Origin of the sequence: Pseudoflavonifractor phocaeensis (assembly GCF_016901735.1) — a bacterium.
GTDB lineage: Bacteria > Bacillota > Clostridia > Oscillospirales > Oscillospiraceae > Pseudoflavonifractor_A.
On record NZ_JACLZC010000035.1, the window covers coordinates 1 to 24042 of the forward strand.

General features: G+C 61.1%; 22 protein-coding genes. 8 read left to right on the forward strand and 14 right to left on the reverse strand.

Features of this window, described 5'->3' with window-relative positions:
- Positions 1–256 precede the first annotated feature (256 nt).
- From H7U37_RS08840 to spoVAC, 4 genes are all read right to left on the reverse strand, one after another.
- On the reverse strand, positions 257–1705 hold the full coding sequence (locus tag H7U37_RS08840) for an ATP-binding protein (protein WP_204875209.1): 1449 nt from the start codon (positions 1703–1705) through the stop codon (positions 257–259).
- A gap of 190 nt (positions 1706–1895) precedes the next feature.
- Positions 1896–2093, reverse strand: a complete 198-nt coding sequence (locus H7U37_RS08845) for a helix-turn-helix domain-containing protein (RefSeq protein ID WP_204875211.1) — start codon at positions 2091–2093, stop codon at positions 1896–1898.
- A gap of 411 nt (positions 2094–2504) precedes the next feature.
- Complete coding sequence (locus H7U37_RS08850) at positions 2505–2756, reverse strand: hypothetical protein (RefSeq protein ID WP_204875213.1); 252 nt, start codon at positions 2754–2756, stop codon at positions 2505–2507.
- Between the two features lie 271 nt (positions 2757–3027).
- A complete protein-coding gene (gene spoVAC, locus H7U37_RS08855) occupies positions 3028–3465 on the reverse strand; it encodes a stage V sporulation protein AC (protein ID WP_204875214.1) in 438 nt (145 codons plus the stop codon).
- Between the two features lie 187 nt (positions 3466–3652).
- Between spoVAC and H7U37_RS08860 the strand changes: the two genes are divergently transcribed.
- Both H7U37_RS08860 and H7U37_RS08865 read left to right on the forward strand, forming a co-directional pair.
- Complete coding sequence (locus tag H7U37_RS08860; RefSeq protein ID WP_204875215.1) at positions 3653–3925, forward strand: DUF6514 family protein; 273 nt, start codon at positions 3653–3655, stop codon at positions 3923–3925.
- A gap of 167 nt (positions 3926–4092) precedes the next feature.
- Entirely contained in the window at positions 4093–5481 is a 1389-nt protein-coding gene (locus tag H7U37_RS08865; RefSeq protein WP_204875216.1) for a sodium-dependent transporter, read from the forward strand.
- 67 nt (positions 5482–5548) lie between these two features.
- On the opposite strand, the gene H7U37_RS08870 is transcribed toward H7U37_RS08865, so the two are convergent.
- The 3 genes from H7U37_RS08870 to xdh form a co-directional block, all read right to left on the reverse strand.
- On the reverse strand, positions 5549–7111 hold the full coding sequence (locus H7U37_RS08870) for a copper amine oxidase N-terminal domain-containing protein (RefSeq protein ID WP_204875217.1): 1563 nt from the start codon (positions 7109–7111) through the stop codon (positions 5549–5551).
- Positions 7112–7289: 178 nt separating this feature from the next.
- A complete protein-coding gene (locus H7U37_RS08875) occupies positions 7290–8612 on the reverse strand; it encodes a uracil-xanthine permease family protein (RefSeq protein WP_204875218.1) in 1323 nt (440 codons plus the stop codon).
- Between the two features lie 342 nt (positions 8613–8954).
- On the reverse strand, positions 8955–11528 hold the full coding sequence (gene xdh / locus H7U37_RS08880) for a selenium-dependent xanthine dehydrogenase (RefSeq protein ID WP_204875219.1): 2574 nt from the start codon (positions 11526–11528) through the stop codon (positions 8955–8957).
- Positions 11529–11807: 279 nt separating this feature from the next.
- On the opposite strand from xdh, the gene dpaL reads away from it, so the two are divergent.
- From dpaL to arcC, 4 genes are all read left to right on the forward strand, one after another.
- Positions 11808–13061 carry a diaminopropionate ammonia-lyase gene (gene dpaL / locus H7U37_RS08885; protein ID WP_204875220.1) on the forward strand — a complete coding sequence of 418 codons (1254 nt, stop codon included), beginning with the start codon at positions 11808–11810 and terminating at the stop codon, positions 13059–13061.
- A 36-nt stretch (positions 13062–13097) separates the two neighbouring features.
- A complete protein-coding gene (locus H7U37_RS08890; protein ID WP_204875222.1) occupies positions 13098–14489 on the forward strand; it encodes a YgeY family selenium metabolism-linked hydrolase in 1392 nt (463 codons plus the stop codon).
- A 102-nt stretch (positions 14490–14591) separates the two neighbouring features.
- Positions 14592–15791, forward strand: coding sequence for a knotted carbamoyltransferase YgeW (gene ygeW / locus H7U37_RS08895; protein ID WP_204875224.1), 1200 nt, complete (start codon positions 14592–14594; stop codon positions 15789–15791).
- A gap of 112 nt (positions 15792–15903) precedes the next feature.
- Positions 15904–16845 (forward strand): carbamate kinase, encoded by a 942-nt coding sequence (arcC, locus tag H7U37_RS08900; RefSeq protein WP_204875226.1) that lies wholly within the window; start codon positions 15904–15906, stop codon positions 16843–16845.
- A gap of 98 nt (positions 16846–16943) precedes the next feature.
- On the opposite strand, the gene H7U37_RS08905 is transcribed toward arcC, so the two are convergent.
- Positions 16944–17429, reverse strand: coding sequence for a deoxycytidylate deaminase (locus tag H7U37_RS08905; RefSeq protein ID WP_204875229.1), 486 nt, complete (start codon positions 17427–17429; stop codon positions 16944–16946).
- Between the two features lie 244 nt (positions 17430–17673).
- On the opposite strand from H7U37_RS08905, the gene H7U37_RS08910 reads away from it, so the two are divergent.
- Both H7U37_RS08910 and H7U37_RS08915 read left to right on the forward strand, forming a co-directional pair.
- Positions 17674–18045 (forward strand): hypothetical protein, encoded by a 372-nt coding sequence (locus tag H7U37_RS08910; RefSeq protein ID WP_243414282.1) that lies wholly within the window; start codon positions 17674–17676, stop codon positions 18043–18045.
- A 77-nt stretch (positions 18046–18122) separates the two neighbouring features.
- On the forward strand, positions 18123–18767 hold the full coding sequence (locus H7U37_RS08915) for a peptidoglycan recognition protein family protein (RefSeq protein ID WP_204875232.1): 645 nt from the start codon (positions 18123–18125) through the stop codon (positions 18765–18767).
- Here H7U37_RS08915 and H7U37_RS08920 read toward each other — a convergent pair.
- The 6 genes from H7U37_RS08920 to fabG form a co-directional block, all read right to left on the reverse strand.
- The gene (locus H7U37_RS08920) at positions 18764–19573 is read right to left on the reverse strand and encodes a TIGR03915 family putative DNA repair protein (RefSeq protein WP_204875234.1); all 810 of its coding nucleotides are present in this window, start codon (positions 19571–19573) and stop codon (positions 18764–18766) included. The genes H7U37_RS08915 and H7U37_RS08920 overlap by 4 nt on opposite strands.
- Positions 19539–20855: a putative DNA modification/repair radical SAM protein gene (locus tag H7U37_RS08925; RefSeq protein ID WP_204875236.1), complete on the reverse strand. Its 1317-nt coding sequence runs from the start codon at positions 20853–20855 to the stop codon at positions 19539–19541. Before H7U37_RS08925 ends, H7U37_RS08920 begins: the two co-directional genes overlap by 35 nt.
- A 157-nt stretch (positions 20856–21012) precedes the next feature.
- Complete coding sequence (locus tag H7U37_RS08930; RefSeq protein ID WP_204875238.1) at positions 21013–21501, reverse strand: MarR family winged helix-turn-helix transcriptional regulator; 489 nt, start codon at positions 21499–21501, stop codon at positions 21013–21015.
- A gap of 71 nt (positions 21502–21572) precedes the next feature.
- A complete protein-coding gene (gene fabZ, locus H7U37_RS08935) occupies positions 21573–21998 on the reverse strand; it encodes a 3-hydroxyacyl-ACP dehydratase FabZ (RefSeq protein WP_204875240.1) in 426 nt (141 codons plus the stop codon).
- A 3-nt stretch (positions 21999–22001) separates the two neighbouring features.
- Complete coding sequence (gene fabF, locus H7U37_RS08940) at positions 22002–23246, reverse strand: beta-ketoacyl-ACP synthase II (RefSeq protein ID WP_204875242.1); 1245 nt, start codon at positions 23244–23246, stop codon at positions 22002–22004.
- A gap of 52 nt (positions 23247–23298) precedes the next feature.
- The gene (gene fabG / locus H7U37_RS08945; protein WP_204875244.1) at positions 23299–24042 is read right to left on the reverse strand and encodes a 3-oxoacyl-[acyl-carrier-protein] reductase; all 744 of its coding nucleotides are present in this window, start codon (positions 24040–24042) and stop codon (positions 23299–23301) included.

Consider the following 24042-nt stretch of genomic DNA (forward strand, 5'->3'; position numbering starts at 1 on the left):
TGAACATGAAGCACCTGGAGGCAGCCCTTGAGGACGCCTCTGTTGCTGGCTGACTTCATTTAAAACAGAATCTGCAAACCAAAGTGCGAAAAATCCTTGACACGACCTTCATGCCAGAGCCTGCAAACCAATTTGCGCAAAACTCTTGACACTTCCTTGCTCTCTCATAGCAGCAGCACAAATACAACGAAAACTCATGCAACAAACAGGAGAGCGTGGCACTCATGCACTACGCTCTCCTGTTTATGTCCTGTCATTATTCCATTCCGCGATAGCCGTGCTTTTCTGCATGCCCAAGCAGATAGAGGAACGCAAAGGCCGGGATACGGATCAGATCTTTTCCGCTTTTCGTATTGTGGACGCCAAAGTCATCGGCGGTTTTGGTCACCACGATGGAGGCCGCAGCTTCTCCGCTCAACTCTACAATGGCAGAATCATCCGGGATGGGGGCACCCTCCCGATACTTCACTTCAATGAGGATGTTCTTGGAATTGGAGTATTCCACCACAACATCAATTTCTTTTCCACGCTTGCCGCCGCGATAGTATCCCACCGATGCAGCCTGTTGGTAATAAAATGCGGCCACATGCTTGTAAACAGCGGTTTCCACAACCTTCCCCATTTCCACCGGGTCACTCAGCATGGAATCATCCATCAGAACCGCATTGCGGATGGCCGCATCGGCAATATAGATTTTGGGGCTGGCTTTCAGGACTTTTTTTCCTGCCATATTGACCGGCCAGCTCTGATAAATCAGGTTGGCGCTTTCCAAATAGTCAATATAGTTTTCGACGGTGGGCCTGGAGACGCCATTCAGTTCCTTCGCAATCGCCTCGATAGAAACGATCTCGGAAGAAACATTGCAGAGATAGAGGAAGATTCGCTCCAATTCTGTAGCATTGCGGATCTTGTAAAGGGAAGGCAGATCCCGCTTGAGTACTTTGTCCACCACATCCTCCCGCATGACCTGCTGGGCCAGGATGTCGTTGTCGGCAAGGGCCAGTTCGGGGAATCCACCCACTTGCAGATAGCGGTTAAAGTGGTTCTGCACCTTGGAGAGCTGCAGCATGATCTGGGTGCGTTCCTGCTGGGTCTTATACAGAAGCGGCGTGATCTTTAAGTCATCCGGCAGATCGGGGCGATCTATGTTCAGCAGCTCACAGTATTCATAAAAAGACAGTGTGGGGACCTGGATGGCCGACCACCGGCCGGCGCCACTCTCCTGGCTCCCCTTGACCAAAACCGGACTGGCCGAGCCGGTGGCCACCATTTTGGTGTCCGGCTGCATATCGTAAATTGCCTTCAGCCATTTGTCCCAATCTTGCGCATACTGGATCTCGTCAAAGAAGTAGTAGACATCCTGCTCCGGATAGATATTTTCGTGATAGCACTCCAGAATTTCGTTCATGGCGCTCAGCTTCAGCATGGGATGATCCATGGAGATAAAGACGATCTTCTGAGGCGGCACGCCACCCTGGAGCAGAGCCTCGATCATCTGGTACTGTATGGTGGTCTTTCCCACCCGTCTTGTCCCGGTTAAGACGACTGTACGCCGGATGTCCGCCTGATTCAGGCGTTTCATGGCCTCGTAAAAAGCAAATCGCTTATAAGTTTTGGACAATTTCGGGTTCACGACTCCTGTTTTCCACCAGGGATTGTAGGAAACCAGTACCTTCAGCAGCCCTTCCTTGCTGATGATAGCCATGCAACCACCTCCTTTTATAATATAGTAGTGCCAATCTTCATTTTTGTCAATAAATATTATAAGTATACTTATAATATTGTTTGTCTGATATTGATAAATACGCTGCTATACTATCCAAAGTGTGGTGCTGTTATACTATGTATTTTTAAAAGGAGCGTACCACAGCCTTACCATGGTACGCTCCACTGCATTACAATTCTAATTGATCCAGCCACTCGTCAAAGGATTTTCTGGAGATCCGGATGGCTGTGCCAATGCGTACACTCTTGAAGTACCCTTTCTTGACTAGGGTATAAGCGGATGACCGTCCGATATGAAGGATGGCCGCGATTTCTTCCACCGTGTAGGCACGGGTCTGGGGCTGCAATTCTTTCTCTTTTTGTTCCATGATTTTCCTCCTGAATATGTCGTCAAATAGGCCGTTTTGATGCTGCCCTGCGGGGTGGCAAATCATCCTTCCTGCTAATTTCTTGCTAATACGACTTTTGAAAAGCGGTTAAAAGCAGGGCATTATAGGGACAATTTGCGATTAGGTGTATCCGCCGTACGGCATGATATGAAACGAGAAGAAACTGTAGAGGAAGTAGAGAAGAACACAGAATTGGAACGCCAAACTCCTAAGCGGAATGTAGTGCGTTCGAGTCGCGCCAGGGGTGCTAAAAAAGAAAAGGACGTGCCGGCGGGCACGTCCTTTTTCTATACACGGGTTGAAAGGCAAAACACAACCCCCTGGCCATCCACCGTGACCAGGGGGTTACTTATGAGTCTGAATCTCTACCATGTTTCAACCTCGTACTTTCTATAAATTTGCGCTGCTGTTTGGAAAACCATTGCTCTGGAGAAGTTCCTCGCGGATACAGTTGCCCGGAAACTCAATCTTGCGTCTGCCATCCTTTGGCGATATTTCGCGGCTGGGGCTTGTACGCTGCTTTCTCACACTTGTGAGTTGGTTTGGAACTTGCTCTCGTCTGGATGCCTTCACCTGATCTTTGGTTTTACCGGCGCTGATGCGAACCAACAAATCGTATTTCCCACTTAACTCCGCTTCCATAGTTCTTTAGTATTCCCATCTTTTTGATCCGGATCACTGTTTGGCAGAAGCTCTGGTGTGCACCCCGGAGTTCTCAGTTTTCCAAAATCGGAAGAATTGAGAAGCCGCCGAATCTCTATTACGGAGAAGTATTTTGGAACTGCGTTTTGTTACAGTTCGCAGGAAAGGCTGTCCGCTTAGTTCATTGGACTCGCTCCTTTCTTTCTGGCTATATTGTACTATACTGACCGGCGGATGTCAAGGGATTTTTTGTGGAAAGCATATAAAAATTTCAGCCGAAGAGGACCAGCAGCAGGCCGTAGACCACGCTGGCCGAAATGCCGTAGACCAGCACCGGACCGGCGATGGTGAAGAGCTTGGCCCCCACGCCGGTGATGAGTCCCTCGCTGCGGAATTCCAGGGCGGGGGAGACCATGGCGTTGGCAAAGCCGGTGATGGGCACCAGCGTGCCGGCGCCGGCGTGCTTGGCCAGGCGGTCAAAGCAGCCCAGACCGGTGCACAGGGCGGCGGCGAAGATGAGGGTCACCGACACGCAGGCCGAGGCTTCGTCCGGGGAGAGCCCCCAGTGCTGGTAGAGGTTCCGCAGGGCCTGGCCGGCGGTGCAGATGAGCCCGCCCACGCAGAAGGCCCAGAGACAGTCCCGCAGCAGGGGAGAGGGGGCGGATTTGCCGTTGACATAGCGCTGATAGGCGTCGTTGGTCATGTCCATGATGGCGTCACTCCTTTGACCCTAGTATGGGCGGAGGAACGGTTTTTTATACCCCTGCCGCTTTTGGTCGGATGGAGGCGGAAGAGACGGGAAGGGGTCGGAAATTGCGATGTGTTTTTCTTCCCAAATGGGGTTCAATCCCATATAATGTACCTATAAGGGACGTAAAAGGAGGGAAAGGACTAGCATGAGGGAGCTGTATGTTGGACAGTGCGGTCAGACAGACGAAGAAGGACGACAACACTGCTTCAGCTACTACATTCTGATTGAGGAACGGACCTGCGCCGGCGAACTGGTGTGTGAGGAGTACGGCGTAAAGGTCTCGGCCCCTGGCGGCGAGAGCGTCAGCATACCCCGCATTACCCTCAGCGCCCGGCGTATCGGCGATCTGGCGGATCTGCTGGTACGGGGCGGCGTGACGCCGTCCACGCTGGAGGACGTGGTACAGGACTGGCTCTAAGGGCCGCGGACAAGAGCATCAAGCGCGTTCGGAGACCGGCTGGGGGCAGGTCTCCTATTTTTTGTGCCCGCATCGGGGGGAAGCGTTGACACGGAAGCGGAAAGCGCGTAAAATGGCAGGGTATGCGGACGAAAGGGTCCGCGGTTTTGCTGTAAGGAGGATGTTTTGTGAAGGAGAGAGAGACCTTTGCGTCCCGCCTGGGCTTTGTGCTCATCTCGGCGGGATGCGCCATCGGCCTGGGCAACGTCTGGCGCTTCCCCTACATCGTGGGGCAGTACGGCGGCGCCGCCTTTGTGCTGATCTATCTGGTGTTCCTGGTTATTATGGGCCTGCCCATCATGGCCATGGAGTTTGCCGTTGGACGGGCCAGCCGCAAGAGCATTTTGGCCTCGTTCCAGGAGCTGGAACCCAAGGGAAGCAAGTGGCACTGGTACGGCTGGTTCGGCATGGCGGGCAACTACCTGCTCATGATGTTTTATACCACCATCGCCGGCTGGCTGCTGATGTATTTCTTCAAAATTGCCGCCGGCCAGTTTGAACCGCTGGAGACCACCGAGGCGGTGACCCAGGCCTTCAACGGCATGGTGGCCGACCCGGTGATGCAGGTGGTGTTTATGGCCATCGTGGTGGCGCTGGGTATGGCCATTTGCAGCCGCGGCCTTCAGAACGGCGTGGAAAAGGTCAACAAGATCATGATGCTCTGCCTGCTGGGCCTGCTGGTGGTGCTGGCCATCCGTTCGGTGACGCTGGAAGGCGCGGTGGAGGGCCTGAAATTCTACCTGGTGCCCAATTTTGACAACCTGATGTACGACGCCGAGGGCAACTTCCGCCTGGGACAGGCCATCTACGCCGCCATGGGACAGGCTTTCTTTACCCTGAGCCTGGGCATCGGCGCCATGGCCATTTTCGGCAGCTACATCGGCAAGGAGCGCCGCCTATTCGGCGAGGCCATCAATGTGGGCGTGCTGGACACCTGCGTGGCCTTTGTGTCCGGCCTCATCATTTTCCCCGCCGCCTTTGCCTTCGGGGTCAACCCCGACGCCGGCTCCACGCTGATCTTCGTCACCCTGCCCCATGTGTTCAACTCCATGCCCGGCGGACGGCTGTGGGGGGCGCTGTTCTTTGTGTTTTTGTTCTTCGCCGCCCTGTCCACCATTACCGCCGTGTTTGAAAATATCCTGGCCTGCTGGATGGACAAGTGGAACATCTCCCGCCGGAAGGCCGTGCTGGCCAACCTGGCCCTCATCTTCCTTTTAAGCCTTCCCTGTCTGCTGGGCAACAACCTCTGGTCCGGCGTGAAGCTCCTGGGAATGGGCATCATGGACTTTGAGGATTTCCTGGTGAGCAACAACCTGCTGCCCCTGGGCTCCATGGTCTATCTGCTCTTTTGCTGCCTGCCCGCCCGGTACGGCTGGGGCTATGAGCAGTTCCTGGCCGAGGCCAACCAGGGCAAGGGCGTACCCTTCCCCGCCAAGCTGCGCTGGTATTATACCATCCTGCTGCCCCTCATCGTGCTGGTCATCTTCGTGATGGGTTACATTGAAAAATTCTTCTGAATGACGGCAAGCCCCCGGACCGTATGAAAAAACGGTCCGGGGGCTATTTTTATGGGGAATCAGCTGTTCAGCGGTGGGGGTAGAGGAGGCCGGCGCCGTTGCAGCCGGAACACAGCAGCCAGCCGGAGCCGCCGCACACCGTGCAGGTGATGGGCTCCAGCGCCCCGGAGCCGCCCGTATCGCCGGAACCGCCGGAGGAGGTGGGGCCGCCGTCGCCCCAGTTGTTGACCAGCTCCACCAGGTTGCTGCCGTCCGTATTCATGATATACACGGCCGAATTTCCAAAGGAGCTGGAGCCGGGGGTGGTGGCGTTTTCACTCTGGAGGAAGGCCACACAGGAGGAGTTGATGGCGAAAATGTGGCAGCCCTTGCCGTCGTACAGATACTCCCGCAGGCCGGTTTCCTTATGCTGGCGGAACATCCCGTAATTGATATTGGAGCCATAGTTCCACTCGCTGTCCCAGTCAGGGAAGGAAACATTGTAAGCGTCGCAGGCAGCCTCAAAAACAGACTGAGTAACCGCCTGCCTCTGGCCGGTGGCGGCGTCAAAGAAGAGGCAGACGCCCGTGTCCTCCAGTTCCAGATAGAGGCCCTGGCCGTCCATATCGGGGATAAAGCGAATGCCGCCGCCCACACTGCTCTGGGAATAGATGGACTGAGACGCGCCGGTATCCGGATTTACCATGGTGACCTCCAGCGCGGCGGTTACACCGTCCGCGGTGGTGCCGCCGGTATCCAGCACAAAGATCTTGCCGCCGGAGGCGGTCACCAGGACCTGACTGGAGGAGGCCGCCTTTTCATGGACAAGCACGACTTTTTTGGTGTTCACATTGACGGCGTGGAGCTGAGATTCGCTGGTGACCAGCAGATAGTTGCGGTAAAGCATCAGATCCTGAATTTCCACGCCGCCGTCCCCATTGAACAGGATCTCCCGCTTTCCGGTGGCGGTGTCCAGGCCGTAGACGGCCTCGCTGCTCAGGGTATAGTAGTAGGCTTTGCCGTCCCGGGGCAGGATGTTCATGGGCATCCCGCCGGCGTTGAAGGAGCGGAGGGTGCTGCCGTCATAGACATAGAGCATGCTGCGGCGGATGAAGGAAAAATAGAAGGTGCCGCCGTCAAAGAGACCGTTGCCGAAAAATTCATCGGGATCGCTGAAAAAGTTCAGAATGACCCAGTGATCCGGTTCTGTGGAGATGTTGACCCGGTTGGCGCTCCCGTCCCAGGACACCTGGCAGTCGAAGGCCTCCGATACGGCCCGGACCGGCACCAGGGTGCGGTTATTCAGGGCGATGGGGGCCACATCCAGGGTGATGGACTGCTTGTCGCTGCCCACCTGCTTGGTCATCCGGGAGGAGCCGATGGTCAGCTGGACGGTGGTGGAGCCCTTGCGGGCGCGGATGGTGAGATTGTCGTTGGGGTCCCACTCCACGGTGGCGCCCAGGCCCTCGAAGATGACCCGAAGGGGCACCAGGACCCGGTTGTTCATGGCCGCGGGCGGCTGGTCAAAGACCAGGCGCTGGCCGTCCAGATAGACCGAGGTCTCTCCGGCGGCAGAGGCGGGGAAGGAGAAGAGACCGAGCAGCAACGCCAGAAGGAGCAGCCGGGACAGGAAGGAGAGCGATTTTTTCAAGTTTAAGACCTCCTTTTTTGTATGCTTATAAAAAATTATATAATATATCTTTACGCTGTCCATGATTTCCCGAAAAATTTGGGAAAAGGGAAAAAAGCCCCCCGCTTGTCAGACGGCGGACATGCCGCGTCACAAGCGGGGGGACGTTTTTCTGAAATTGCCCCGGCGGAGAAGGGGGTTATACGCTCTCCGGCTTGGGCTTGGGAAGGATCAGATTGAGGAAGATGGCCATAATGGCGGTGACCACCACGGGAGAGGAGCCAAAGACCATGGTCACCCAGTCAGGGAAGCCGGCCAGACAGCCGCTGACCTGGCTGATGCCCACGCCCAGAGCCACCGAGAGACCCACCACCGTGCGGGCCCGCATATCAAAGCGCTCGGAGGTAATCATGCTCACGCCGGTCATGGTAATCATGGCAAAGACCGACACGGTGGCGCCGCCGATGACGCTCTGGGGGATGGTGGTGAGAAGAGAGGCGATCTTGGGCACGAAGCCGGCCACAGCCAGCACGATGGCCGCAAAGACAAAGACCGCCCGGTTGATGACCCGGTTGACGGTAATGATGCCCACATTCTGGCTGTAAGAGGCGGTGGGCAGACCGCCGAAGAAAGCGCCCACCACGCTCATCAGGCCCTGGCCAATGATGCCGCCCTGCAATTCCTTGTCGGTGGGCATACGGTCCATACCGCCGATGGTGGTGGAGCTCAGGTCGCCGATGGTCTGGACCGCGTTGACCATGTACACAATGGCCAGGGAGACAATGGCGCTGGGCTCAAAGCTGATTTCAAAATGCATGGGCATGGGGACCTGGAAGAGGCCGGCCTGTCCCACGGAGGAGAAGTCCACCAGGCCCAGGGGGATGGAGATGAGATAGCCCACCACGATGCCCCACAGAATGGCGCCCAGCTTCAAAACGCCCTTGCCGAAGTTCTGGAGCACCAGCACCACCAGGAAGGTGATGATGGCCACCAGCCAGCTCTTGGGGGAAGCGTAGTCCGGCTTGCCCACGCCGCCGGCCATGTACTTGATGGCGGTGGGGTAGAGGGAGAGACCGATGGTAAAGATCACGGTGCCGGTGACCAGCGGGGGGAACAAAACCCGGATCTGCTTGACAAAAATACCGAAGAGGATGGCGACAATGCCGCCCACGATCTCAGCGCCCAAAATCTCCGGCAGGCCGAACTGCTCGCCGATGGCCTGGAGGGTGGGCACATAGGCAAAGCTGATGCCCATGATGACCGGCAGACGGGAGCCGACGGGACCGATGGGGAAGAGCTGGATCAGGGTAGCCACAGCGGTGATGAGCAGCGAGACCTGGATGAGCAGGGTCTGGTCCGCGCCGGTGATGCCGCAGCTGCCCGCGATCATAATGGCCGGTGTGACGATGCCCACCACTGCGGCCACCACGTGCTGGAGTCCCAGCGGGACCATCTGGCCCAGGGGCGGGACCCCTTCGTACTGGAAGACCGTGGCGCGCTTGAAGGGAGCGGCTTGTTTCATGAACTTCCACCTCACAAAAAATTTGTTTGCCAAAATATTATTATTTCATCTATAAATATACGCCTTTTTCCACCCGGTTGCAAGTGCGGACTGCCCATCCAGCCGCCAAAGAATCCCTCATATTTTTAGCGATTTTCACGAAACAGACTTTTCGCGGCCGGCAGAGGGGCAAACAGGGGAGAAGGCGCGAAAAGCAGAAATATTTTGGGGTCCGGCAGGGGAAAACATTTGTATTTGACCGGCGAAAGCCGTCTGACCTGCCGGGTGATTTGGGGCGATACAGCCAATGCGGGGCGCCGGATGCCTGGATCCGGCGCCCCGGCGGAGCGTTTGCAGCTGTGTTTACTTCTTTTTACGGGCGTAAGGGGTATTTTCCAGGGGGAGGGAGGTGCGGAAGTTGCCGTCAAACTTGTAGTAAGCGCCCTGAACGGCGGGGGCGGTGGGAATGGAGGTGATCTCGCCGATGCCCACCGCGCCGTAGCCCAGCGGGTCGGGGTTGGCCTCCACGATGATGGCCTCCACCGGCGGGGTCTTGTCGGCCCGGAAGAGGCCCAGGGTGCCGAATTTGGCGGTGGGCTTGCCGTCCGCCATGGGGAAATCCTCGGTGAGGGCAAAGCCCAGGCTCATCACCACGCCGCCCTCGATCTGGCCCTCCACGCTGAGGGGGTTGATGGCACGGCCCACGTCATGGGCGGCCACCACCTTTTCAATGGTGCCGTCCTCGTTGAGGCACACCACCTGAGTGGCGTAGCCGTAGCCCACGTGGGAGACCGGGTTGGGCTTGTCGGCCCCCATCTTGTCGGTCTTGGCCAGATACTCGCCATAAAACTCCCGGCCGTTGAGCTCCTCCAGGGTCTTGCCGGCGTCCAGCTCCTTTTTCAGCTCCACGCAGGCCCGGCGGCAGGCCTCGCCGGTGACCAGGGTCTGACGGGAGCCGGAGGTGGTGCCCGCGTCGGGGGCGATGTTGGTCTCGGCCTGGGGATAGCGGATCACGTCGCCGGTGACCCCCAGAGTCTCGCAGGCCACCTGGGTGAGCACGGTGCCCAGGCCCTGGCCGATGCAGGACGCGCCCGCCCGGAGCCACACCTTGCCGTCCTCGATGGTGATGCGGCAGCGGCCCCAGTCGGGGAGGCCCACGCCCACGCCGGCGTTTTTCATGGCGCAGGCGATGCCCGCCCGGGGATGGTTTTCATAGACCTCCTTCACCGCCTCCAGGGTCTGGGCCAGGGCGGTGCCGTGGAAGGCAATCTGGCCGTTGGGCAGCACCTGCCCGGGCCGGATGGCGTTGCGGTAGCGGATCTCCCAGGGCGAAATGCCCACTTCCTCGGCCAGCAGGTTCAGGTTGCACTCGGTGGCAAAGCAGCTCTGGGTCACGCCGAAGCCCCGGAAGGCGCCGGCGGGGGGATTGTTGGTATAGACGGCGGTTCCGTCAATGTCGATGACCTGATAGTTGTAGGGACCGGCGGCGTGGGTACAAAGGCGCTGGAGCACCGGTCCGCCCAGGGAGGCATACGCGCCGGTGTCGGTGACCACCACCGCCTTCATGGCGGTGAGATAGCCGTTTTCATCGCAGCCGGTGGTGAATTCCATCCAGGCCGCGTGGCGCTTGGGATGGATGAGGATGCTCTCGTCCCGGGTCAGCTTGACCTTGACGGGGGCGTGGGTGTGGTAGGCCAGCAGCAGGGCGTGGTGCTGGACGGTCACGTCCTCCTTACCGCCGAAGCCGCCGCCCACCAGGGCGTTGACCACGTGGATCTTCTCCGGGGCCCAGCCCATCATGAGGGAGCACTCGTGCTGGGTGTCGTAGGTGCCCTGGTCGCTGGTGTAGATGAGAGCCTCCTGATTTTCGTCGTCCACCATGGCCACGGCGCACTCCGGCTCCAGGAAGGCGTGCTCGGTGGGGGGCGTATAATACTTGCGGGTCACCACATGGGCGGACTTGGCCAGCACCTCGTCGGCATTGCCCCGGACCAGATGCTCATGGGCCAGGACGTTGCTGGCGCTGCTCTCGTGGACCAGGGGCGCGCCAGGCTCCAGGGCGGCGTGGGCGTCAAAAATGGGGTCCAGGACCTCATACTCTACCTTGATGAGGGCCTTGGCCTGCTGGACCTGCTCCCAGGTCTCGGCGGCCACCAGGGCCACCGCGTCGCCCAGGTAGTGGGTGATGTGGCCCACGGGCACCAGGGCGTCCCAGTCCTGCTTGAGGTGCCCCACCTTAAAGGAGCCGGGGATGTCGTCGGCGGTGAGGACGGCATGGACACCGGGCACCGCTTTGGCGGCGCTGGTGTCGATGGACAGCACCCGGGCCCGGGGATACTGGGCCCGCAGGGCGGAGCCCACCAGCATCCCTTCGATCTGGATGTCGTTGGTGTACTTGCCGTAGCCCAGGACCTTTTCGGCCACGTCCACCCGGTGGGCGCGCTGGCCCACCCCGGTGACGGTGGGGGCCTTCAGGTCGGTACGGCCCTCCCGCAGGAGCCTGGCCGCCAACTCGATGGCGTCGATGATCTTTTTGTAGCCGGTACACCGGCAGATGTTGTTGCGGATGGCGAATGCGATTTCCTTACGGGTGGGGTTGGGGTTCTGGTCGATCAGGCCCTTGCCGCAGAGGACCATGCCCGGGATGCAGAAGCCGCACTGGACCGCGCCGGCCTCGCCGAAGGCATAGACGTAGACCTCTTTTTCCCGCTGGGAGAGGCCCTCCACCGTCACGATTTCCTTGCCTTCAAACCGAGAGATCTTCTGCACGCAGGGCTTGACCGTTTTCCCGTCCACCAGAACGGTGCAGGCGCCGCAGGCGCCCTGATCGCAGCCGTCCTTGACGGAGGTCAGACCCAGAGTTTCCCGCAGGAACGTGATGAGCTTTTCATCCTTTTCGACCTCATAAGTCTGGCCGTTGACATGCAGGGTGAACATAGCCACGCCTCCTTTATAAATTACCAATCCAAACACGGGAAAGGGCAGAAACCACCGTGCTCTGCCCTTTGTTGTTTATAGCTTAACACTAACTTTTGCGGAAAGCAACAGATTCAGCGTGAGCAAATTATACAAAAATCAAAAAGTGTTTTAGTGAAAATAAAAAATTTTTTGTTCCCTATTGACTTCTTAAAAAGGTATGGTATGATTGACTCAGATAGGGCGGAGCAGGGCGCTTCGCCGCGATGGGCTCAAATCGTTACGGAGGCGATCAGAAAGATGGAACAGATCAAGTGGGTACCCAACCGGATGCCCAAGAGCGACGACAAATGGCTGGAGATCATGTCGCTGGATGAAGTGAAAAAGGCTCGGGCCTTCCACGCCAGTTTCCCCCAGTATTCCGTCACCCCGCTGGCCGATCTGCGCCGGATGGCCGAGTACCTGGGCGTGGGCGGCATTTATGTCAAGAATGAATCCTACCGCTTCGGACTCAACGCCTTCAAGGTGCTGGGCGGCTCCTTCGCCATGGGCAAGTACATTGCCAAGGAGATGGGCCGCGACGTCTCCGAGCTGACCTATGACTACCTGACCAGCGAGGCCTTCCGCAAGGAGTTCGGTCAGGCCACCTTCTTCACCGCCACCGACGGCAACCACGGCCGCGGCGTGGCGTGGGCGGCCAACAAGCTGGGTCAGAAGGCCGTGGTGCATATGCCCAAGGGCAGCTCCAAGCCCCGCTTTGACAACATCGCCAAGGAAGGCGCGAAAGTGACCATCGAGGAAGTCAACTACGACGACTGCGTCCGCATGGCCGCCGCCGAGGCCGCCGAAACCGAACACGGCGTCATCGTGCAGGACACCGCCTGGGAGGGCTACGAGGACATCCCCTCCTGGATCATGCAGGGCTACGGCACCATGGCCCTGGAGGCCGCCGAGCAGCTGCGGCAGATCGGCGTCAACCGCCCCACCCACATCTTCGTGCAGGCGGGCGTGGGCTCTCTGGCCGGCGCGGTGCAGGGCTTCTTCGCCAACCTCTTCCCCAATGATCCCCCCAAGGTGATCGTCATGGAGGCCGGCGCCGCCGACTGCCTCTACCGCGGCGCCGAGGCCGGCGACGGCTCCCCCCGCATCGTCACCGGCGACCTTCAGACCATCATGGCGGGCCTGGCCTGCGGCGAGCCCAACATCATCGGCTGGGACATCCTCCGCAACCACTCCGCCGCCTTCGCCTCCTGCCCCGACTGGGTGTCCGCCAAGGGTATGCGGATGCTGGCCAACCCCTGCGCCGGCGACCCGGTGGTCATCTCCGGCGAGTCGGGCGCCGTGGGTATGGGCTGCCTGGACGCCATCATGGAGGACGACGCCTACAAGGACCTGCGGGACTATCTGGGCCTGGACCGCTTCAGCCAGGTGCTCATGATCTCCACCGAGGGCAACACCGACCCCAACAAATACCGCCGCATTGTCTGGGACGGCGAGTACCCCACCGACACCACCCCTCAGCTGGAGTACGAGGGCTACCGCGAGAACCGCTGAAAAAACGAAATTTGAGATATAAAGGGGATAATTGACATGGATTACGAACAGATCAAGAAAGCCGCCGAAGGTTACCGCGCTGATATGACCCGTTTCCTGCGCGCCATGATCTCCCATCCCAGCGAGAGCTGCGAGGAGAAGGAAGTAGTGGCCTGCATCAAGGCCGAGATGGAGAAGCTGGGCTACGACAAGGTGGAAGTGGACGGCCTGGGCAACGTCATCGGCTGGATGGGCGAGGGCGACAAGATCATCGCCATCGACTCCCACATCGACACCGTGGGCATCGGTAACCGGGACAACTGGACCCACGACCCCTACGAGGGCTACGAGGACGACCAGGTCATCTACGGCCGCGGCGGCTCCGACCAGGAGGGCGGCATGGCTTCCGCCACCTACGGCGCCAAGATCATGAAGGACCTGGGCCTCATCCCCGCCGGCTACAAGATCATGGTCGTCGGCTCCGTCCAGGAAGAGGACTGCGACGGCATGTGCTGGCAGTACATCGTCAATAAGTTCTTCCCCGCCAATGGCATCAAGAAGGAGCAGGTGGAGTTCGTCATCTCCACCGAGCCCACCGACGGCGGCATCTATCGCGGCCACCGGGGCCGTATGGAGATCCGCGTGGACGTGAAGGGCGTCTCCTGCCACGGCTCCGCCCCCGAGCGCGGCGACAACGCCATTTATAAGATGGCCGACATCCTCCAGGACGTCCGCGCTCTCAACGAAAACGACGACGCCGACACCACCGAGATCAAGGGCCTGGTCAAGATGCTCAATCCCAAGTACAACCCCGAGCATTACGAGGACGCCCGTTTCCTGGGCCGCGGCACCTGCACCACCTCCCAGATCTTCTATACCTCCCCCAGCCGCTGCGCCGTGGCCGACTCCTGCTCCATCTCCATCGACCGCCGCATGACCGCCGGCGAGACCTGGGACTCCTGCCTCCAGGAGATCCGCGACCTGCCCAGCGTGAAGAAGTACGGCGACGACGTGACCGTCTCCATGTACATGTATGACCGTCCCTCCTGGACCGGCGAGGTCTACGAGACCGAGGCCTATTTCCCCACCTGGATCAACAAGGAGAGCGCCGCCCACGTCCAGGCGCTGGTGGACGCCCACCACGCCCTCTTCGGCGACAAGCGCATCGGCCCCGACGGCGCCATGCACCTGCGCAACCGTCCCCTCACCGATAAGTGGACCTTCTCCACCAACGGCGTGGCCATCCAGGGCCGTTACGGCATCCCCTGCGTGGGCTTCGGCCCCGGCGCCGAGTCTCAGGCCCACGCCCCCAACGAGATCACCTGGAAGGACGACCTGGTGACCTGCGCCGCCCTGTACGCCGCCGTGCCCGGCCTGTACAAGGAAGAGAACAAGACCGCCGACGTGTCTCAGTTCCGCGCCACCCTCACCGACAACGACATTCAGTAACAGACCCCATCAGCAGCGACGGGATAGCGGGGCCGTCCGCGGGGCGGCTCCCCCCAATCCCTCGAAGGTATATCGGGAATAAAGAAAAGGAGATTGATTGCCATGGATAAGACCCTTCAGATGTATATTGACAAGCTCAACGCCCTCAACTTTAAGGAAATGTACAACGGCGATTTCTTCCTGACCTGGGAAAAGACCGACGACGAGATCGAGGCCGTGTTCACCGTGGCCGACGCCCTGCGCTACATGCGTGAGAACAACATCTCCACCAAAATCTTCGAGTCCGGCCTGGGCATCTCCCTGTTCCGCGACAACTCCACCCGTACCCGCTTCTCCTTCGCCTCCGCCTGCAACCTGCTGGGCCTGGAGGTCCAGGACCTGGACGAGGGCAAGAGCCAGATCGCCCACGGCGAGACCGTCCGTGAGACCGCCAACATGGTCTCCTTCATGGCCGACGTCATCGGCATCCGCGACGACATGTACATCGGCAAGGGCAACGCCTACATGCACGAGTTCATGGACGCCGTGACCCAGGGCAACAAGGACGGCGTGCTGGAGCAGAAGCCCACCCTGGTCAACCTGCAGTGCGACATCGACCATCCTACCCAGGCCATGGCCGATATGCTCCACATCATCCACCACTTCGGCGGCGTGGAGAACCTGAAGGGCAAGAAGATCGCCATGACCTGGGCTTACAGCCCCTCCTACGGCAAGCCCCTCTCCGTGCCTCAGGGCGTCATCGGCCTGATGACCCGCTTCGGCATGGACGTGGTGCTGGCCCATCCCGAGGGCTACGAGGTCATGCCTGAGGTCGAGGAGGTCGCCCGCAAGAACGCCGAGCAGACCGGCGGCACCTTCACCAAGACCCACTCCATGGCTGAGGCCTTTAAGGACGCCGACATCGTCTATCCCAAGAGCTGGGCTCCCTTCGCCGCCATGGAAGAGCGCACCGAGCTCTACGGCAACGGCGACACCGCCGGCATCAAGGCTCTGGAGCAGCGTCTGCTGGCCCAGAACGCCGAGCACAAGGACTGGTGCTGCACCGAGGAGCTGATGGCCACCACTAAGGACGGCAAGGCCCTGTACCTGCACTGCCTGCCCGCCGACATCAACGGCGTCTCCTGCGTGGACGGCGAGGTGGAGGCCTCCGTGTTCGACCGTTACCGCGATCCCCTGTACAAGGAAGCTTCCTACAAGCCCTACATCATCGCCGCCATGATCCTCCTGGCCAAGTGCAAGGACCCCCAGGCCACCCTGAAGGCCCTGGAGGAGCGCGGCATGGCCCGCTGGTTCCAGGCCTGATCGCGGCCCCGCGTACTGATGTAACGTAATTTTGGCCCGTTCGCCCCTACGATGCTGGCAGAGTATGTGCGAACGGGCCTCTTTCTTTCCACACAGGAGGTAATTTTTCAATATGGGTAAACGTATCGTTATCGCGCTGGGCGGCAACGCCCTGGGCAACAACCTGCCCGAGCAGATGATCGCCGTCAAGCAGACTGCCCGCGCCATCGCCGACCTCATCGAGGAGGGCCACGAGGTCATCATCGCCCACGGCAACGGCCCCCAGGTGGGCATGATCCAGGCCGCCATGACCGAGCTGACCCGCTCCGACCCGGAGAAGTACATCCCCTGCCCCCTCTCGGTGTGCGTGGCCATGAGCCAGGGCTACATCGGCTATGACCTCCAGAACGCCCTGCGGGAGGAGCTGCTGGACCGGGGCATCGAAAAGGGCGTGGCCACCGTGCTCACCCAGGTGGAGGTGGACCCCCAGGACCCCGCCTTCCAGAAGCCCACCAAGCCCATCGGCTCCTTCATGACCAAGGAGGAGGCCGAGCGCATGGTGGCCGAGCGGGGCTACAACGTGGTGGAGGACGCCGGCCGGGGCTACCGCCGTGTGGTGGCCTCTCCCCAGCCCCAGTCCATCGTGGAGATCGACACCATCCGTGCCCTGGTGGAGACCGACCACGTGGTCGTGGCCTGCGGCGGCGGCGGCATCCCTGTCTTTACCACCGAGGGCCATCACCTGAAGGGCGCGGCGGCGGTCATCGACAAGGACTTCGCCTCCTGCGTCATGGCCCAGCAGCTCAACGCCGACTGCCTCATCATCCTCACCGCCGTGGAGAAGGTGGCCATTCACTTCGGTAAGCCCGACGTAAAGTGGCTGGATGATCTGACCCCCGCCGAGGCCGAGCAGTACATCGCCGACGGCGAGTTCGCCCCCGGCTCCATGCTGCCCAAGGTGCAGGCCGCTCTGCGCTTCGCCCAGTCCGGCGAGGGCCGTACCGCCCTCATCACCCTGCTGGAGAAGGCCAAGGACGGCGTGGCCGGCAAGACCGGCACCCGCATCCACTGCTGAGCAAGCGAACCCAAATGAAATACGGCGCCCCATCTGCCGCCGGAAGCGGCAGATGGGGCGCCGTTTTTTATCTATAATGTTCGCGTGTGCCAGGAGACTCAATGGCCCTCGGCGGGCAGGGAATCGTCCTCCCGGACCCAGTCCTCCACGTGGACCACGCTGTACTCGGTCTTGGTGCGCCGGATGACCACCCGTTCAATGCCGGCGTTGATGATGAGACGGCGGCACATGGAGCAGGAGGTGGCGTCGCTCAAAAGCTCGCCGGTGGCGGCGTCCCGTCCGGCCAGGTAGAGGGTGCCGCCGATGATGTCGCTGCGGGCGGCGGAGATGATGGCGTTGGCCTCGGCGTGGACCGACCGGCACAGCTCATAGCGCTGGCCCGAGGGGATGTTCATGGCCTGCCTGGTGCAGTAGCCCAGGTCGTCGCAGTTTTTCCGCCCCCTGGGGGCGCCGTTGTAGCCGGTGGCCACGATTTCGTCATGCTTGACGATGATGGCCCCATAGCACCGGCGCAGACAGGTGGCCCGCTCCAGCACGGTCTCGGCAATGTCCAGGTAGTAATTTTCCTTGTCGATGCGGCCCATAAAAGCCCTCCCACGTCTCTTTTTTCCCCAGTATATCCCCTTTCTCCCCAGAAGGCAAGCACAATTCACATTTTGTTTACGTTTGATTTCTTGACGTGTACACACACTGGCGGTATCATTAAAAGAGAACCAAAGGAGGAAAAGGAAAGATGTTTGTCCGCTCACAAAGGACAATATCCGCCCCTTTGGGACCCCAACTTTTATCCGAAGGAGACGACCGGACGCGATGAACTGGCTGAGAAAAATGATGTATGGGCGTTACGGTGTGGATGAGCTCTCCTTGTTTTTGCTTGTACTCTACCTGGTGTTGGTGCTGCTTTCCCAGCTGCCTGTGCTGCGGCTGCTGTCATGGGTGGCGCTGGCGGTGATTTTGTGGGACTTCTTCCGCATTCTCTCCCGCCGCTTTGACCGCCGCCGGGCGGAGAACGCAAAGTTCATGGCTCTGGCCGGACCGGCCATCCGCTGGTGTAAGATGCGCCGCGCCATCCTGCGGGACCGGGAGCACCGGTACTTCAAGTGCCCCAACTGCGGACAGTATCTGCGGGTGCCCCGGGGAAAGGGAAAGATCAACGTGGTCTGCCGCAGCTGCGGCGTGAGCTTTGAGGAGAAGAGCTGAGCATCATCTCACCCGGGGAGACGCGCCGCGTCTCCCCGGCCTTTTTTTGTGGATTTAGATGGAAAAGGAGCAAACGTATGGTGGAACAACAGGAGAGGACCCATCCGCCGGTGCGGTGGAAGCTGCCGCCGGTGTGGGCGCTGGCGGCGCTGGTGGCGGTGCTGCTGGTCATCAAGGGAATACAGGTGCTGTGCTTTTCCCAAGCGGAGCCGGTGCAGGCAGAGGTCCCCGACTGGATACGGCAGGAGCTGCTGGAGGTCAATGCATATTCCCGCCCCGGCACCCCGCTGGAGGAGGTCAACGGCATCGTCATCCACTATGTGGGCAACCCCGGCACCAGCGCCGAGCAGAACCGCAGCTACTTCGCGGGTCTGGCCCAGACCGGCGAGACCTACGCCAGCAGTCATTTTCTGGTGGGGCTGGAGGGAGAGATCATCCAGTGCGTCCCCCTGGATGAGATCGCCTACTGTTCCAGCCAGCGCAACGTGGATACCATCTCCATCGAGTGCTGCCACCCCGACGAGGCGGGACAGTTCGACCCGGCCACCTATCAGTCCCTTTTGAAGCTGACCCGCTGGCTGATGGACGCCTATGACCTGACCACCGACCAGGTGATCCGCCACTATGACGTGACGGGAAAGGAATGTCCCCTCTATTATGTGCGCAATCCGGAGGCCTGGCAGCAGTTTCTGACCGACCTGGACCACACCGCCCTGGATTAAGAGAGCCGCGTCCCCTTGTTCCCTTCCGCGGAGGGGAGGGAGGGGGCGCTTTCTTCTGTCTGGAATTCCGTCATGTCCCCCCAGAAGCGCTTGGGCATGTGGGTCATACGGCAGCGGGGGTTATAGCGGCTCTCAATGGCCACCGTATCGTAAAAGCGCCGCCACATCTGCCGGAACGCCAGCTCCTCCGCCCCCGGCGGGCCGGTCTGGAAGTCCTCCACCGGCAGGATGGCCCACTTTCCGCCGGAGCGGGTAAACAGGGCCTCGTGGTGGGTGCGGTCATGGAGCACCAGGGGGGCGCCGGCATAGCGGGCGCAGAAGTGGGGGCGCAGCAGGGGCAAGACCCGGTTCTTGGGAGAGATTTCTCCAATCAGCAGCCCCTCATAGTCGGAAAAGCGGACAAAGCCCTTGAAGAGATGGGCCTCGCCCTGGAGCTGCCCCACCGCCTTGCGCACCGTCCACACCCGGGAGTCGGTGAGCCGCTCCATGGCGGTTGGGCCCTCCTGGTAGCCCAGGCGGAGCAGCGCCCACAGATGGAGTTCCCGCTCCGGCAGACAGGTGAGAAAGCCGTAAACCACCAGCTGCCGGCCGGTGCGGCCCAGCTTGGCGGCGAGAGAGCGGTAGACCTGCCTTGCGCGGGCCGGGTGGGTGGCCACGGTCCGCTCGGGCCACAGGGACAGGCGCTCGTCCTGGGAGCCCAGAAAGCAGGCCGGCGCCTCCCGGTGGGCATAGCTCTCATAGACGCAGGTGAGAAAGCCGGCAAAGCTGCCGTCATACCGATAAGAGACCTGGGTCCAGTCTGCCATAGGGGGAGACCTCCTTTCCGTGCTGATCCTCAAAGAGAGAAAGCTGTTCCGGCTCATGCCGGGCCAGCATGGGCCGTTCCTGGGCCACCAGATGGCGCAGCACCCCGTCGGGGGAGACCCGCAGGCCCTCCAGCGGCTTTCCCCCGCAGGTGAGGAAATACTGGGCCCGTTTGAGCACCACCCCCAGAGTTTTCAGGGCCTCAAAGGTGAGCGCGCCCCACCGCCGGGCGGTGAGGATGCGCCGGGCCGAGGTCACGCCGATCCCCGGAACCCGCAGGAGCTGTTCATAGTCGGCGGTCTGGGCGTCCACGGGGAAAAAGTCCAGGTGCCGCAGGGCCCAGGCGCATTTGGGGTCCACCAGAGGGTCGAAATTGGGCCGGTCCTCGTCCAGCAGCTCGTCGGCCCGGAAGTGGTAGAAGCGCAGGAGCCAGTCGGCCTGATAGAGCCGGTGCTCCCGCAGGAGGGGCGGCCGGAAGGTCTGGGGGGCGGGGAGGAGCTTGCTGTCGGACACGGGGATATAGGCCGAGTAAAAGACCCGCTTGAGGCGGTATTTCTCATAAAGCCGCTGGGTGAGGGTGAGGATGTGGCGGTCGCTCTCGGGAGTGGCCCCCACGATCATCTGGGTGGACTGGCCCGCCGGGGCGAAGGAAGGAGCATGGCGGGAGCGGGCCCGTTCCTGCCGGGCGGTCTGGATGCCGTCCCGGATCTGGGCCATGGGGGAGAGGATGGCCTCCTTGTCCTTGTCGGGGGCCAAAAGGGACAGGCTCTTCTGGCTGGGCAGCTCGATGTTGACGCTCAGCCGGTCGGCCAGGAGGCCCAGCCGGTGGGTGAGGAGGGGGTCCGCGCCGGGGATGGCCTTGGCGTGGATGTAGCCGGCAAAGCCGTAGTGCCGGCGCAGGAGGGAGAGGGTCTCCACCATCCGCTCGGTGGTGTAATCCGGGTCTTTTATCACCGCCGAGGAGAGAAACAGACCCTCGATATAGTTGCGGCGGTAAAAGCCGATGGTCAGCTCACACAGCTCCCGGGGGGTGAAGGTGGCCCGGGGCAGGTCGTTGGACCGGCGGTTGACGCAGTACTGGCAGTCGTAGGCGCAGCAGTTGCTCATAAGTACCTTGAGCAGGGTGACGCACCGCCCGTCCGCCGAAAAGCTGTGGCAGCAGCCGGCGGGCAGGGTGCTGCCCAGACCGCCCGCCCGGGCCCGGCGGTCCAGCCCGCTGGAGGTGCAGGCCGCGTCATACTTGGCCCCGTCGGCCAGAATGGTCAGCTTGTCCAAAACCTCCACAAAAACCACTCCTCCCTTGGCAGGAAATAGAACTGATGTACTGAATAAAGTATGGCACAAATGTTCGCCTTTGTCAATGGGAATAAAAGGCGGATCTGGTCGAACGGGCAAAAAAAGAGGACCGCCTTTTGTGGCAGTCCTCTGAAATGGACGGAATTTATGAGCCGGCGGCCAGCTGGTCGGGCAGCTCGGCGGGCACACCCTCGCCGGGCAGCTGGATCTCGGGCATGAGCTCGGAGGAGATGATGGAGAGCATCTCTTCCATCTGCTCCACCTCTTCCTTGGGGAAGCGCTCCTTGATCCGGTCCATGACCGTGCTGAGATAGCGGTAGCTCACGTTGTAGTAGTCCATATATTTTTGGGTGGGCACCAGATGGTATTCCCGTTTGTCATCCGCGGACTGCTCCTTGCGCAGGTAGCCCTTTTGGATGAGGTTATTGATTTTATAAGCGGCGTTGGGGGCGGAAATGTCGATGAAGGTGGCGAATTCATTGATGGTGGGATTGTCCAGAGCTAGGATGATTTCCATGCAGAAGCTCTCCACGGTGGTCAGACTGTCCTCTCCCTGCTGGTAGCGGGAGAACACCGCCCGGTAAAAATGCAGCTTGAATTTGGTATAGACACGGTCGAAATCTTTGTCCAGCATATCCTTCCTCCGCCCATGGTTACCGATCCTGATCTCCTGCTTCGTCCCCGTCCGCCGAAGGGGGGCGACACTCACTGGATGACGAAGGTGAGTTCCGCCTGGGCGGCCACCTTGCCGTCGACGCGGGCCACGGCCTTGCCGTAGCCCACGGGGCCCCGGCGGTCGATGAGCTCACAGGAGAGCTCCAGCACGTCGCCGGGTACCACCTGGCGTCTGAAGCGGGCGTTTTTCACCCCGCCGAAGAGCGCCAGCTTGCCCTTGTTCTCCTCCAGGGAGAGGGCCGCCACCGCGCCGGTCTGAGCCAGCGCTTCCAGAATGAGCACGCCGGGCATCACGGGATGACCGGGGAAGTGACCGGTAAAGAAGGGCTCGTTCATGGTCACACACTTGATGCCGGTGGCCGACTGGCCCGGCTCACAGGCGATGATCTTGTCCACCAGCAGGAAGGGCGGACGGTGGGGCAGGATCTCCATGATCTGCTGAATGTTCAGTTCCATTGCTTACTCCTCCCAGTGCTTGAAGATGAGGCTGGCGTTGTGGCCGCCGAAGCCGAAGGCGTTGGCCATGGCATAGCGGATGGTGGCGCTGCGGCCCACGTTGGGGATGATGTCCAGGTCGCAGGCCTCGTCGGGGACCTGATAGTGGATGGTGGGGGGGGCGAACTGGTCCCGCAGCGCCAGGGCGGAGAAGATGGAGGCCACCGCGCCGCTGGCGCCCAGCAGGTGTCCGGTCATGGACTTGGTGGAGCTCATCATCAGCTTGTAGGCGTGGTCGCCGAAGGCGGTCTTGACGGCCAGGGTCTCGCCGGAGTCGTTGAGGGGGGTGGAGGTGCCGTGGGCGTTGATGTAGTCCACCTGGTCGGGGGTGATGCCGGCGTCCTGGAGGGCCAGGGTCATGCAGGCGGCGGCGCCGGCGCCGTCGGGACAGGGGGCGGTGATGTGGTGGGCGTCGCAGTTGGCGCCGTAGCCCACGATCTCGCCCAGGATCTTGGCGCCGCGGGCCTTGGCGTGCTCATAGGTCTCCAGCACCAGCACGCCGGCGCCCTCGCCCATGACGAAGCCGGAGCGCTCCTTGTCGAAGGGGATGGAGGCCCGGGCGGGGTCGGAGGCGGTGGTCACGGCGTGGAGGCTGATAAAGCCGCCCATGCCCATCTCGGCCAGGGAGGCCTCGGCGCCGCCGCACACCATGGCGTCGGCGTAGCCGTCCCGGATGTGGCGGAAGGCGTCGCCGATGGCGTTGCTGCCGCTGGCGCAGGCGGACACCGGGCAGGTGCACATGCCCCGCAGGCCGTACTTGATGGCCACCTGACCGGCGGCCATGTTGGCGATAATCATGGGGATGAAGAAGGGGGAGATGCGGTCGTAGTTGCCCCGCTCAAAGCACTTGAGGGTCTCGCTCTGGATGGTGCTCATGCCGCCGATGCCGCTGGACAGGATGACGCCGATGCGGCTGGTGTCCTCCTGCTCCAGGTCCATGCCGCTCTGCTTCATGGCCTCGTCGGCGGCCACCATGGCGAACTGGGAGAAGCGGTCCATCCGCCGGGCGTCCCGGCGGGGCATGTAGTCCTCGGCGTTGAAGCCCTTGACCTCGCCGGCCAGGTGGACCTTCATGGAGCTGCTGTCATAGAGGGTGATGGTATCGATGCCGCACACACCGGCCTTGGCGGCAGTCCAGGAGTCTTCCACGGTCTTGCCCAGAGGGGTCAGGGCGCCCATGCCGGTGATGACAACGCGTCTTTTTTCCATAACATTAAATCCTTTCGGAGAGACAGTTTTTCATACAGGTACGGAGGACCGGTCAGACAGCCATGCCGCCGTCCACGCACAGGACCTGGCCGGTCACATAGGCGGCCTCATCGCTGGCGAAGAAGGCCACGGCCTTGGCCACGTCCTCGGGCTGGCCCAGCCGGCCCATGGGGATGGACTGGAGCATGGAGGCCTTGGCGGCCTCGGGGAGGGCGGCGGTCATGTCGGTGTCGATGAAGCCGGGGGCCACCAGGTTGACGGTGACGTTGCGGCTGGCCAGCTCCTTGGCGATGGCCTTGCTCATGCCGATGAGGCCGGCCTTGCTGGCGCAGTAGTTGGCCTGGCCGGCGTTGCCCCGGAGGGCCACGATGCTGGACATATTGATGATGCGGCCGTAGCGCTGCTTCATCATGGGGCGGTAGGCGGCCCGCATGCAGAGGAAGGCGCCCTTCAGGTTGGTGTCCAGGACGGCGTCAAAGTCGGCGTCCTTGATACGCAGGGCCAGGTTGTCCTTGGTGATGCCGGCGTTGTTGACCAGAATGTCCAGATGGCCGAAGCGCTCCAGCACGGCCTGGAACATGGCGGTCACGGCCTCGCCGTCGGCCACGCTGGCCTGGATGGCGAAGGCGTCCACGCCCATGGCCTGGCAGGCGGCCACGGTCTCTTCGGCGGCGGCGGCGTTGCCGGCGTAGTTGACGGCCACGTTGGCGCCCAGACGGGCCAGCTCCAGGCAGATGGCCCGGCCGATGCCGCGGCTGCCGCCGGTGACGAGAGCGGTTTTTCCGGTGAGATTCAT

What these genes read in the sequence shown, in the direction of transcription:
- H7U37_RS08890 (WP_204875222.1), top strand. Translation starts at nt 13,098, where the DNA reads ATGGATTACGAACAGATCAAGAAAGCCGCCGAAGGTTACCGCGCTGAT.
- dpaL (WP_204875220.1), top strand. Translation starts at nt 11,808, where the DNA reads ATGGAACAGATCAAGTGGGTACCCAACCGGATGCCCAAGAGCGACGAC.
- H7U37_RS08875 (WP_204875218.1), bottom strand. Translation starts at nt 8,612, where the DNA reads ATGAAACAAGCCGCTCCCTTCAAGCGCGCCACGGTCTTCCAGTACGAA.
- H7U37_RS08920 (WP_204875234.1), bottom strand. Translation starts at nt 19,573, where the DNA reads ATGGCAGACTGGACCCAGGTCTCTTATCGGTATGACGGCAGCTTTGCC.
- arcC (WP_204875226.1), top strand. Translation starts at nt 15,904, where the DNA reads ATGGGTAAACGTATCGTTATCGCGCTGGGCGGCAACGCCCTGGGCAAC.
- H7U37_RS08930 (WP_204875238.1), bottom strand. Translation starts at nt 21,501, where the DNA reads ATGCTGGACAAAGATTTCGACCGTGTCTATACCAAATTCAAGCTGCAT.
- fabG (WP_204875244.1), bottom strand. Translation starts at nt 24,042, where the DNA reads ATGAATCTCACCGGAAAAACCGCTCTCGTCACCGGCGGCAGCCGCGGC.
- H7U37_RS08910 (WP_243414282.1), top strand. Translation starts at nt 17,674, where the DNA reads ATGATGTATGGGCGTTACGGTGTGGATGAGCTCTCCTTGTTTTTGCTT.
- H7U37_RS08850 (WP_204875213.1), bottom strand. Translation starts at nt 2,756, where the DNA reads ATGGAAGCGGAGTTAAGTGGGAAATACGATTTGTTGGTTCGCATCAGC.
- spoVAC (WP_204875214.1), bottom strand. Translation starts at nt 3,465, where the DNA reads ATGGACATGACCAACGACGCCTATCAGCGCTATGTCAACGGCAAATCC.
- H7U37_RS08860 (WP_204875215.1), top strand. Translation starts at nt 3,653, where the DNA reads ATGAGGGAGCTGTATGTTGGACAGTGCGGTCAGACAGACGAAGAAGGA.
- ygeW (WP_204875224.1), top strand. Translation starts at nt 14,592, where the DNA reads ATGGATAAGACCCTTCAGATGTATATTGACAAGCTCAACGCCCTCAAC.
- fabF (WP_204875242.1), bottom strand. Translation starts at nt 23,246, where the DNA reads ATGGAAAAAAGACGCGTTGTCATCACCGGCATGGGCGCCCTGACCCCT.
- H7U37_RS08905 (WP_204875229.1), bottom strand. Translation starts at nt 17,429, where the DNA reads ATGGGCCGCATCGACAAGGAAAATTACTACCTGGACATTGCCGAGACC.
- H7U37_RS08845 (WP_204875211.1), bottom strand. Translation starts at nt 2,093, where the DNA reads ATGGAACAAAAAGAGAAAGAATTGCAGCCCCAGACCCGTGCCTACACG.
- H7U37_RS08915 (WP_204875232.1), top strand. Translation starts at nt 18,123, where the DNA reads ATGGTGGAACAACAGGAGAGGACCCATCCGCCGGTGCGGTGGAAGCTG.
- xdh (WP_204875219.1), bottom strand. Translation starts at nt 11,528, where the DNA reads ATGTTCACCCTGCATGTCAACGGCCAGACTTATGAGGTCGAAAAGGAT.
- fabZ (WP_204875240.1), bottom strand. Translation starts at nt 21,998, where the DNA reads ATGGAACTGAACATTCAGCAGATCATGGAGATCCTGCCCCACCGTCCG.
- H7U37_RS08840 (WP_204875209.1), bottom strand. Translation starts at nt 1,705, where the DNA reads ATGGCTATCATCAGCAAGGAAGGGCTGCTGAAGGTACTGGTTTCCTAC.